Genomic DNA, 11393 nt, shown 5'->3' with positions numbered 1-11393 from the left:
AGGTGATCGACGACAGGGGACGCGCATGCATCGCGCACGTCAGCACGCGGAAACACAGACCCGCGAACGCCGCCATCGCCTCGCGCACGAGGCCGCCCGCCTCATGGCCGAAGGCGGCATCCGCGACTTCCACGTCGCCAAGCTCAAGGCGGCGAGTCGACTCGGCATCCACGACGATGCGTCTCTGCCGCGCAACCGGGAGATCGAGGACGCATTGCGCGAGTACCAGCGCTTGTTCGGTGGCGAACGCCAGACCGCTGCGCTGCGCGAGCGGCGCGAAGCCGCCATCCGCGCGATGGGGTTCTTCGAACGGTTCTCGCCGCGGCTGGTCGGCCCCGTGCTCGAAGGCACGGCGGATGCGCATTCGGCGGTCACGCTGCATGTGCACACCGATGACACGGGCGGACTCGCGCGCTTTCTGGACGATCACGGGATTCCGGCCGAGAGCCGGATGCGCCGACTGCGTCTGGACCGGCAGCGGGCGGGGGACTTCGATGTCTGGGTGTTCGCGGCCGAAGATCTGACCTTCGACCTGACGGTATTGCCGGAGGCGAGTCTGCGACAGGCCCCGCTGTCCACGATGGACGACAAGCCGATGCGCCGTGCGTCCCGATCGCAGCTGGAGCAGCTGATCGCACTGGAGCACGGCGTCGGCTGAGTCGGCGCGCCGTCGCATCGATGGCGCGTCGTTGTTTACTCCATGACGATCTGCGCACTCTGGCCCGTGCCGAATACGCGCGCGCGTGCACCGACGCGCAGGCCATCGGCACTCGCGGCGCGGATCGCCGACTCGCTGCCGTCGTCGAACTTGAGCATGACCATGTAGGCGGTCACCGTCGGCACGCCTGCTGCCGGCGCGGCGGCAGCGCCTTCGACGACATCGCGCGCCGCGCCGCTGGCGACCTCGTAGGCCTCGTAGGAGTACTCGCCGGTGACACGGGAGGCCGCCCGCCCCGCCATCCGACCCAGCGCGCGGCCGAGCGCGCCGGTGGTCTGCGACGGCTTCGTCTGTTGCTGGACGGCCGTTGCGGCGACCTGCATCGGGCTGATCCCCGTGATCAGGCCGCTGCGGAACGACATTTCCTGCGCAGGCACGTTCGAAGCAGTGAACGCCATTCCGCAAGCGAGCGCTGCGCTCCACATCCATCCCATCTTCATTCGAGCATCCCCGTCGAGTGAGCCGAGCGCTGCGCTTGTCTGGTACGCAGAGTGCGGGCAGCGCGTGTCGAACCCAGTCTGCCGAGCGCATGAGGAGCCGGCTGCTGGAAAACACCTGAGACGGATGTCGGGATTCCCGTAGAAACAGCTGGTCTCCCAGATACGACGAAGGCGGCCCGGAGGCCGCCCTGTCGTGGCACGCGGGATCCGAGGATCCCGCAGTGTGGTCGAGTCGATCAGCGCTGGTCGGCGCCCTTGTAATCGCGCACGTCATAACCGGTGTAGATCTGACGCGGACGGCCGATCTTGGCTTCCGGATCGACCTGCTGCTCGAGCCAGTGCGCGACCCAGCCGGCAGTGCGGCCGATCGCGAACATCACCGTGAACATTTCGGTCGGGATGTTGAGCGCCTTGTAGATGATGCCGCTGTAGAAATCGACGTTCGGGTAGAGCTTGCGCTCCACGAAGTAGTCGTCCTTCAGCGCCGCTTCTTCCAGCTTCATCGCCACGTCGAGCAACGGATCGTTGACGCCCAGCTCGCCGAGCACCTTGTGGGTCATCTCGCGGATGATCTTCGCGCGCGGGTCGAAGTTCTTGTAGACGCGATGGCCGAAGCCCATCAGGCGGAACGGGTCGTTCTTGTCCTTGGCGCGCAGGACCGCCTTCTCGACGTTGTCGGCAGTGCCGATTTCGGCCAGCTGCTTGAGCACCGCTTCATTGGCGCCGCCATGCGCGGGGCCCCACAGCGCGGTGATGCCGGCCGCGACGGACGCGTACGGATTCGCACCGGTCGAACCGACCAGACGTACGGTCGAGGTCGACGCGTTCTGCTCGTGATCAGCGTGCAGGATGAAGAGCAGGTCCATCGCCTTGGCGACGACCGGGTTGAGCTCCAGCGGCTCGCTCGGCACTTCGAACATCATGTGCAGGAAGCGATCGACGTAGTTCAGGCTGTTGCGCGGGTAGCGGATCGGCTGACCGATCGAATAGCGGTACGCGGCCGCGGCCAGCGTCGGCACCTTGGCGATCAGACGGATCGCGGCGAGGCGGCGCTGTTCGGGATCCTGCAGATCCAGCGTGTCGTGATAGAACGCCGACATCGACGCGACCGACGCGGCGAGCATCGCCATCGGGTGCGCATCGTGACGGAAGCCCTGCAGGAAGCTCTTCAGCGACTCGTGCATCATCGTGTGATGCGTGACTTCGTGCTCGAACTTGGCGAATTCGTCGGCGGTCGGCAGTTCGCCGGCCTGCAGCAGATACGCGACTTCAAGGAAGCTCGACTTCTCGGCCAGCTGGTCGATCGGGTAACCGCGGTACAGCAGCACGCCCTCGTCGCCGTCGATGTAGGTGATGGCCGACTTGCAGCTGGCGGTGGCGGTGAAACCGGAGTCGTAGGTGAAGCAGCCGGTTTCCTTGGGCAGCTTCGAGATGTCGATGCAGGGATTGCCGAGCGTGCCGTGCAGAACGGGCAGCGTCACCGTTTTGCCGGCGGCATCGAGCGTGACCTGGTCGAGCTTGGCGTTGGATTCAGACACTCTGGAGGCTCCTCATTTCTCCGGACAGCTGCGCCATCCGGCCTGGCGGGCGGCGCGTGCCGCAATGCGTCAATTATCGCATAGCGATTCCATGCGCGCCGGTATGTGGCATTGCACGAAAGTCGAACACGGCGAAGCGCACCGCGGCGGCGTGCAGCGGCGAAACGCGAGGAACCGGAATGCAGACGGCCGCCCAAGGGCGGCCGCTGGTGTCGTCGGACGATGCGCACCGCATTCGCGGCACGCACCATTCCACACGCGCTTACTTGGCGTAGCGCTTGCGGAACTTGTCGACGCGACCGCTGGTGTCGATGATCTTGTTCTGGCCGGTGTAGAACGGATGCGTGGCCGAAGAGACTTCGATCTTGATCAGCGGATATTCGTTACCGTCCTCCCACTGGATCGTTTCCTTCGCCGAGGCGGCGAGGGTCGAGCGGGTGAGGAACTTGAAACCGTCGGACGTGACGTCCTGGAAGACGACTTCGCGGTAATCGGGATGGATGTCGGCCTTCATGGCGGCACCAAAGTTGCGCAAGGGAAGAGCGGCATTTTAACCATCGAGCGGACCCCGGCGCAAGCCGCCGGACGCATTCCGCTCAACGGCCCAGCACGCGGCGGATCCGCGCATGGAACCGGGCCGCGTCGTAGCGCATCAGGATGCGGGCATTGTCGGGCCGGCCGAGCTGGCGGTTCCAGTCCACGACCGTCGCACCACGGGCCGGCCCGTGGTCGAGCACGACATCGAGCGGACGCGTGATGACCTCCTGCGCGGACCCGGGTTCGAGCACCCAGGCCATCGCCAGCGCATCGGCCGAATGCCAGTCGTCGCCGCGCCGGTCCGCGGACCATTCGCGGGTCTTGCGCGAGATCGCCTCGTAGAACCGGCCGATCTCGCCGCCTGCCTGCATCCAGCCGAGCACCGCGTCATGCGGCAGGCCGTGGGCGACGGTGGCCTCCCAGTCCGACAGGTCGAACACCGGGAACGCGTCGAAGACGATCTTCGCCGCTTCGGGGTCGAAGTAGGCATTGAACTCGGCGCTGGGGGTGATGTTGCCGTGGCCGGTCACCGCACCCGACATCGCCACGAAACGCGCCACACGCGACGGCAGGCTCGGATCGAGCTTCAACGCCAGCGCGACATTGGTCAGCGGCCCCAGGGCGACCAGTACCAGACGGCCGGCATGCACGTGCGACAGACGCAGGATCGCCAGTGCGGCATGCTCGTCTTCGACCCCACGCGACGCCGGCGCGTAGCCGATGTCGCCGAACCCGTCGTTGCCGTGGACGTAGGCCGCGTCGGGTGCGGCGTGCAGCAGCGGCGACGCAGTGCCTGCGAATACGGGCACATCGGTGCGGCCGACCACCTCGCAGAGCTTGAGCGCATTGGCGACGGTGTGATGCAGACCGACGTTGCCGGCGGCGATGGTCAGCCCGACGACGTCGTGCGCGTCGTCGTCGAAAGCCAGCAGGAGCGCGAGGGCGTCGTCGACGCCCGGGTCGGTATCGATCAGCAGCGGGATTTTATCGGTCATGCCGCATTATCGCCCGCGTCGTCCACGGCGGCGACCGCCGAGAACGGAAACGCCCGGCCGACGCATCGACCGGGCGCTTCGGACTCACACGGACGGGCTTACCACTGCATGCCGGCGCCCACGGTCACCCCCACATCGTTGCGGGTATTGGTGGTGCCGCTGAACTTGTAGACCCAGCGCCCGCTTTCCGAGATGGTGGTGATGCCGACCGCCAGGCCGGCCTCCTGCTCGTAGCCGCTGACCGCCGCCGCCACCATGCTCCGGCCCGGCTGATAGGCCTGCGGCAGGCCCGCCACCGCCATCGCCGACGCCACGCCTGCGCGGTAGCCGCGATCGATTTCCCAGACGTCTGACTGCATCTGGTTCAAGCGCGCGTCGGTGTAGTCGTTCGCCGATTGCAGCGCCCGCTCGATTCCGGCGTTCATCTGGTTGACATTCACCGCGTCGGTGCCTGCGGTGCCGGCGGCCACATTCGTCAACTGGCGTTCGCCGCCCGCGGATCCCACCGACACCGTATTGGCGCGATCGGCCACGGATCCCTGGCCCAGTGCCACCGAATTGCCGGCGTTGGCCTGGGCACCCTGCCCGACCGCCACGCCGCCGGCGGCCGCCACAGTGGCACCTTCGCCGACGGCAACCGCATTCGGCGCTGTCGCGGCGATCGTCGCATTGGCGCCGACAGCGGTGCCGTTCGCGGCCTGCACGGTCGTGCTTCCGCCGATCGCGGTCGCGTTGTCGCCGACCGCGGCGCTGTCACCCCCCACGGCCACTGCCTGGTCACCGTCCGACACCGCGGCGGCGCCGACGGCGACACCGCGCGAACCGTCGTTCACCGCGGCATCGCCGGTGCCGTCACGCGGCCCGTCGACACCGACGAGCGCATCGGTGCCTCCCGGACCCGGCGGCAGGCCGTCGATCCGGCCGTTGACCGCGTCGAGACCGCTGTTGAGCGCCGCGAGTGCGGACCCGACGTTGTCGTAGAACGCGCCCTGGATCGCGTAACTCGGCGCGACGAGCGTGCCGAGCGGCGTCACCGATGCACCGCCACCGAGCAGGCCCGCGATCGCCGAGTGCGTCGCGAACAGCTGACCGCCGTTGATGGCCTCGGTGCTGGCGGCGGAAATCGCACCGCCGGCCACGTTCGCCAGCGTCGTACCGTCTGCGCCGCCGCCGAGCGTGATCCGGCTGTAGTCCGGGTCGCCGTTGACGTCCTCGTCGTAGCGCACCGCGAACACGCTGTCGGAGTTCACGTCGACGATCGCATCGCGCAGCTGCGCGAGATTCACCGCATCGGTATCGACCGTGCCGGCGGCGACGCCGCTGAGGCGTCGCGCGTCGCCGGCATTGTTCGCGAAGTCCACCTGCGTGCCGCCCACCTGGTTGCCCACGCCGATCGCCAGCGTGGCGGCGTCCTGCTGCACCAGGCCTGCGGTGCCGGCCAGAAGTCCCGCGATGTCGGACGTGTTGGTGGTGGTGCGGCCGTCCAGATTGGTGATCGCCGAGCCCACGTTGTCGACGCTGACCGTGGTGCCGGTGTTGCTGCCGTCGTCGAGCACGTACGTCGGGCCGGTCACCGCGCCCGTGGTCGGATCGATCCCCGCACCACCACCCAGCGCATCCACAACCGGCGTGAGCTGCGCGACATTGACCGCCTCGTCCGCTGCCACGCCGGCCGCCACGTTGGCCAGTGTCGTACCCGTCGGACCCGCCAGCGTGATGCGCGCGAGGTTCGGCGCGCCGGCGCCGTCGTCGTCGTAGCGGACGGCGAACGCGCCGATCGCGACGGCATCACCGAGCGCGTCATCGACCGCATCGAATGCCGCCCCGACGTTGCCGTAGCTGGCACCGCCGATGCTGTAGGTCGGCGCGGTGACGGTGCCATCCGGGTTGACGGTCGCGCCGCCCCCCAGATGGGTGGCGACCGATCCGCTGGCGCCTTGCAGCTGCGCGAGGTTCACCGCATCGGCCGCGTCGGTTGCCGCCGCGACGCCACTGAGGCGACGTGCGCCGCCGCTCGCGTTGGCGAAGCTGACCTGGCTGCCGCCCGTCTGGCCCGCGATGGTCACCACTTCGGTAGCCGGGTCCTGCCGCACGAGACCCGCGCTGCCATCGAGCAGCGCGTTGACGTTGCTGGTGTTCGTCGTCGTGCGCGTGTCGAGGTTGCCCAGCGCGCTGCCGACGTTGTTGAAATCTTGCGTCGTCGCGGTGTCGCTGCCGTCGTCGAGCGTGTACGTCGGACCGGTCACCGCACCGGTCACCGGATCGATGCCGGCGCCGCCGCCGAGCGCGTCGACCACCGGCGTCAGCTGGGCGACGTTCACCGCCTCGTCGTCTGCCACACCGGCGGCGACATTGCCGATGGTGGTGCCGTCAGCGCCCGCCAGCGTCAATCGCGACTGGGACGCGTCGTCGTACTGCACCGCCAGTTCGCCGAGGTCGGTGATCTGGTTTTCGACCGCCGTCAGCTGCCGCAGGTTCACCGCGTCGGTGTCCTGCGTGCCATCGCCGACGTTGATGATCTGCCGCTGCACGGCTGCAGTACCGACCGACACCGCATTCGCACGGTCGGCAACCGAACCGAGGCCCAGCGCCACACTGTTCGTCGCCGTGGCAAACGCAAACTGACCCACCGCCGTCGAATCCGCGACCGTAGCCTGCGCGCCCTGACCGAGCGCAGTCGCACGCACACCGGTGGCGGCGGCGTTCATGCCGACCGCAGTGCCGCTGTTGCCCGCCGCTGCGTTACGTCCCACCGCCACGCTGTTCGAACCGGTCGCTCGCGCGGCCGATCCGAACGCGGTCGATTGCGGGCCACTGGCCTGCGATTCGCCACCGACCGCGGTGCTGTTTTGCGCAGTGGCGCGCGCATTGTTGCCGATTGCAACCTGATCGACGCGTGTCGCGTCTGTCGCATCACCCGTCACGGCGTTCAGGCCGATGGACACGCCACCCCGGCCGTTCGCGATGGCGTTGGGGCCGATCGCCACGGTGTCCGCACCGAGCGCCTGCGCGACTGCGCCAGTCGAATTCACGCGGAAGAAGCGCGGGGCGCCGCTGCCATCGAGTGTCTCGATGATTGCGGTATTGCTGACCACGCGTGTATCCAGGTTGCCCAGCGCCGAGCCCACATCGCCGTAGTCAATCGTCGCGCCGATGTTGGCGCCGCTGTCCAGCGTATAGGTCGGCCCCGTGACCGCGCCCGTCGCAGGATCAAACGCCGCGCCACCGCCGAGTGCTGTGATGACGGGCGCGAGCTGGCCGACATTCACGGCCTCGCCGAGTGCGATACCGTTCGCAAGATTGCCGATCGTCGTCGGCGTTCCGGCCTCACCAAGGGTGATACGCGCGAGATTCGGGCTACCCGCAACGTCGTCGTATCGCACTGCAAACGCACCGATCGACACCGCAGTGTCGAACGCCGCATCGACCGCATCGAATGCAGCGCCGACGTTGTTGTAACTCGCGCCGGCGATCGTGTAGCTCGGCGCGGTCACGGTGCCGTCCGCATTCGCTGTCGCGCCACCGCCCAGCTGCGCCGCGAATGACGCCCCGACTGCCCGCATCTGACCGAGATTGGCGGCATCCGTCGCGACGGTCGCGTTGGCGACGCCGCTCAGACGGCGCGCGACACCGCCCGTCCCGGTGAAGTCGACCTGTGTGCCGCCGGTCGCCGCGCCTACAGTCAGCGCAGCCGCTGGACCGGCCTGCTGCACCAGTCCTGCCGTACCCGCGAGCAGATTGTTGATGTTGAGGGTATTACCCGTCGTGCGGGCATCGAGATTGCCGAGCGCATCGCCGACGTTGGCGAACGCCTCCGTCGAACCAGAGTCGGTACCGTCGTCGAGGGTGTAGTTGGGCGCAATCACCGCGCCTGTCGTCGTGTCGACAGCCGCACCGCCACCGAGCGCGTTAATTGCGCTGGTCAGCTGACCGACGTTGACGGCTTCGAGCGCGTTGGCACCCGCCGCAACATTACCGATCACGGTCCCACCGGGGTTCTGCAGCGTAATCCTCGAGAAGTCCGGTACGTCCGGGTCGGTCGCACTGACGTTGTAAGTGACCGCGAACACGCTCGGGTCACCGACGGCACCGCCGAGATTGGCGAATGCATTCTCGACCGCGGTAAATGCCGAGCCGACATTGTTGAAGGTCACACCGCGGATCGTGTATGACGGCGTCGAAAGCACGCCAGCCGCATTGAATGTCGCGCCGCCGCCGAGACGGGCCGCGACGTTGGTACCGAGACCGAACAGCTGGCTGCCGCTGACGGCCTGCAGGCTCGTCGTGCCGAGTGCGGCCGGCGCGATCCCGTCAAGCGTCCGGGCGACACCGCCAGATGCGCGGAAATCGACGAGCGTGCCGCCTGTCTGTGCACCGACGGTCAGAGGCGCCGTCGCCCCCGTCTGCTGGATCAGACCCGCGGTGCCGCCGATCAGGTTGTTGATGTTGGTTGTGTTGCCCTGCACGCGCCCGTCGAGATTGCCCAGCGCGTCGCCGACCGTGGTGAAATTCGCGGTACCGCCAACGCCGTCGGCGAGCGCGTAGGTCGGTCCCGTGACCACGCCGGTCACAGGATCAATGCCCGCGCCCCCTCCGAGTGCGGCGACTGCCGGCGCCAGCTGCGACACGTTGACCGCGTCAGCCGGCGCAATACCTGCGCTGACGTTCGCCAGCGTTGTGCCGCCCGCGACGCCATTGCCGAGCGTGATCCGCGCAAGATTCGGATTACCGGCGCCATCCGTGTCGTAGCGCACCGCGAGCAGGCCGACCGCGGTGGCGTCTGCAAGGGCGCCATTCACCGCGCCGAACGCATCGCCCACATTCGTATAGGCAGTCGTTCCGATCGTGTAGCCCGGCGCCGTGATGAGACCGGCACCGTTGACCGCTGCACCGCCGCCGAGATGCGCCGCAACGGCAGTGTTGGACGCGAACAGCTGGCCACCATTGAGCGCTTCGGTGCTGCCCGCGGCGACCGCGCCGCCTGCGACGCCCGTCAACGTGCGGGCGGCGCCCACGTTGTTCGCAAAGCCCACTGCAGTGCCGTCCGTCTCCGCACCCACCGTCAGCGCGGCACCCGGCGCCGCCTGGCGCACGAGCCCTGCGGCACCTGCAAGCACTGCGTTGATGTTCGTGGTGTTCGTGGTGGCACGCCCGTCGAGATTGCCCAGCGCCGTGCCGACATCCGACGCGGTGACGGTGCCGCTCTGCAGGCTATAAGCCGGAGCGGTCACCGTGCCGTCGGCTGCCAACGTAGCGCCGCCGCCGAGACGGGTTGCCAGGGTGCTGCCGGTATTGAACAGTTGCCCGGTATTGACCGCCTGCGTGCCTGCGGCCGACAAGACGCCTGCCGTCACGCCATCCAGGGTGCGCGTGGCGCCCGACACATTGGCGAAACTCACCGTGGTGCCGCCCGTCGTACCCGCCACGCTCACGGCCAGCGAGCCGGGATCCTGTCGCACCAGGCCCGCCGTACCGTTGGTGAGGTTGGTGATGCTGGTCGTGTTGCCCGTCGTTCGTCCATCGAGATTCGCAACCGCAGCACCCACGTTGTTCGTGGTCACGGTGCCGCCCTGCAGTGCATAGGTCGGCGCAGTGACGGCGCCGCTCGCCGCGACCGTCGAGCCACCGCCCAGACCGGCTGCGACCGACGTGCTCACGCCATGCAGCTGCGCGCCGTTGACCGCCTGCGTGCTGGCGGGGGTGACTGCACCCGCCGCGAGATTCGAAATCGTCGTGCCACCCGCGCCCTGCAGGGTGATCCCGGTTCGCGCCGCGGTGTCGTAGCCGACTGCGAGCGCATTGACGGCATTGACCTGCGAGATGGCGCCCTGCATCTGCTCGACATTGACGGCGTCGGTCGCCAGCGTACCCGCCGCGACATGCGTGAGCTGGCGGTTCGTTGCGCCTGCGCCGATGGACACCGAACCGACCGAGGAGCGCACCAGAGACGTGCCCGCCGCGGTGTAGTTCGTGAGTGCGCCCCGATCGGTCACCGCGCCCGCACCGAGCGCAACGCTGTTGGCATGCGTCGACGATGCATTCGCGCCGAGAATTACCTGCCGATCCGCGGTGCCGTTCGCGCCATGACCGACGACGACAGCATTGCCGAGCCTCGCCGCGTAATTGCCATCAGGCGCGCCGGCGCCGGTCCAGGCGGTGGTCGGCAGCGTGTGCGTGGCATTCGTTCCGAGGACGACCGTATTCGATCCGTTCGCCGCAGCGCCGTCACCGATGATGATCTGGAAATCCTGCGCGGGGAGCGTGGACCACGTGTAGGTGCCGAGCGCATTGCCCACGCAAAGCCCCCCGATCCCGAATAACGTGCAGGTGGCGTTGTTCGCGTTGCTCCCATACTGCGCATTCGTGACCGTGAGATAGCTGCCCGATGTCGCCCGCCCGATCACCGTCGTGTGGTCCGCGGGCCGGTTGCCGTTGAGATCCCCCACATTGGGTAGCGTCACGATGTTGGTGCCGATCACCTCGACCCCGGTAAATGCGTAATTGAAGTTCGCGCGCGAGATCGTCAGGCATTCCGTTGGCAGCAGTCCGCCATTGCCGAGCAGACCGCACTGCTGGTAGTTACCGCCCACGAGAAACTGCTGCAGATGATTGACCAGGCCCGGCAGGGTGCCACCCGTCAGACCGCCAGGATTGATGACGCCCATCGGCATCACGGCGCCGCCTCCCATGACCGAGCGCGACTGCGCGCCTGCGGACAGCATGTCGCTGGAGAACAGCAGGGAAGACGCCCGGTCGTTGGCAGCATCGTCCTGCGACTGCAGGTGCTGCTCGACGGCTTTTGCGATCGTCTCCGCCTCGTCGCGCGTCGCAGCCGTCTCGTCCTGCGCGGACGCGGTACCTGCGCACAACAGTGCCGCCGCCAGAATCGAGATCGCCGGCATGCAATGCGCGCGCCCTGCCTGCACATCGGCGCCGCGGCCCCTTGCAAGTTCCGATGCCACCACCACGACGCCCAGCGCCCGGTTCCACACCTTGCGGAAAATGCGATTCATCTGCGTCCTCTCCCTCTGCGTTGCCTGGTGGGCGACAGCGGGACGCGGCAGCCGCTTCGAGGCGACGCGCCGGACAGCCCCCTGTCCGTCTGATCGATCGCGAAACACGTGGACGTGTCTCGACGCGATCAGATAATCAGAGGGCCGAAAAA

6 protein-coding genes are annotated in these 11393 nt (G+C 67.9%); 1 reads left to right on the top strand and 5 read right to left on the bottom strand.

Annotated elements, in window-relative coordinates:
- The first annotated feature begins 25 nt into the window (after positions 1–25).
- Positions 26–658 (top strand): hypothetical protein, encoded by a 633-nt coding sequence (locus tag V3391_RS16760; RefSeq protein WP_332079563.1) that lies wholly within the window; start codon positions 26–28, stop codon positions 656–658.
- 35 nt (positions 659–693) lie between these two features.
- On the opposite strand, the gene V3391_RS16755 is transcribed toward V3391_RS16760, so the two are convergent.
- From V3391_RS16755 to V3391_RS16735, 5 genes are all read right to left on the bottom strand, one after another.
- Positions 694–1116, bottom strand: coding sequence for a hypothetical protein (locus V3391_RS16755; RefSeq protein WP_332079562.1), 423 nt, complete (start codon positions 1114–1116; stop codon positions 694–696).
- Between the two features lie 278 nt (positions 1117–1394).
- Entirely contained in the window at positions 1395–2696 is a 1302-nt protein-coding gene (locus tag V3391_RS16750; protein WP_332079561.1) for a citrate synthase, read from the bottom strand.
- 262 nt (positions 2697–2958) lie between these two features.
- Positions 2959–3210 carry a type B 50S ribosomal protein L31 gene (locus V3391_RS16745; RefSeq protein ID WP_332079560.1) on the bottom strand — a complete coding sequence of 84 codons (252 nt, stop codon included), beginning with the start codon at positions 3208–3210 and terminating at the stop codon, positions 2959–2961.
- Positions 3211–3292: 82 nt separating this feature from the next.
- Complete coding sequence (locus V3391_RS16740; RefSeq protein ID WP_332079559.1) at positions 3293–4228, bottom strand: nucleoside hydrolase; 936 nt, start codon at positions 4226–4228, stop codon at positions 3293–3295.
- A 98-nt stretch (positions 4229–4326) separates the two neighbouring features.
- The gene (locus tag V3391_RS16735; RefSeq protein WP_332079558.1) at positions 4327–11241 is read right to left on the bottom strand and encodes a YadA-like family protein; all 6915 of its coding nucleotides are present in this window, start codon (positions 11239–11241) and stop codon (positions 4327–4329) included.
- Positions 11242–11393: the final 152 nt, after the last annotated feature.

This window comes from Luteimonas flava (genome assembly GCF_036584485.1).
Taxonomy (GTDB): Bacteria; Pseudomonadota; Gammaproteobacteria; order Xanthomonadales; family Xanthomonadaceae; genus Luteimonas; species Luteimonas flava.
Note: the sequence above shows the minus strand (reverse complement) of the source record. Positions and strands in the feature narration are given on the sequence as shown.

Excerpts from the sequence above, each read along its gene's own strand:
- V3391_RS16760 (WP_332079563.1), top strand. The coding sequence starts at position 26 with ATGCATCGCGCACGTCAGCACGCGGAAACACAGACCCGCGAACGCCGC.
- V3391_RS16755 (WP_332079562.1), bottom strand. The coding sequence starts at position 1,116 with ATGGCGTTCACTGCTTCGAACGTGCCTGCGCAGGAAATGTCGTTCCGC.
- V3391_RS16745 (WP_332079560.1), bottom strand. The coding sequence starts at position 3,210 with ATGAAGGCCGACATCCATCCCGATTACCGCGAAGTCGTCTTCCAGGAC.
- V3391_RS16740 (WP_332079559.1), bottom strand. The coding sequence starts at position 4,228 with ATGACCGATAAAATCCCGCTGCTGATCGATACCGACCCGGGCGTCGAC.
- V3391_RS16735 (WP_332079558.1), bottom strand. The coding sequence starts at position 11,241 with ATGAATCGCATTTTCCGCAAGGTGTGGAACCGGGCGCTGGGCGTCGTG.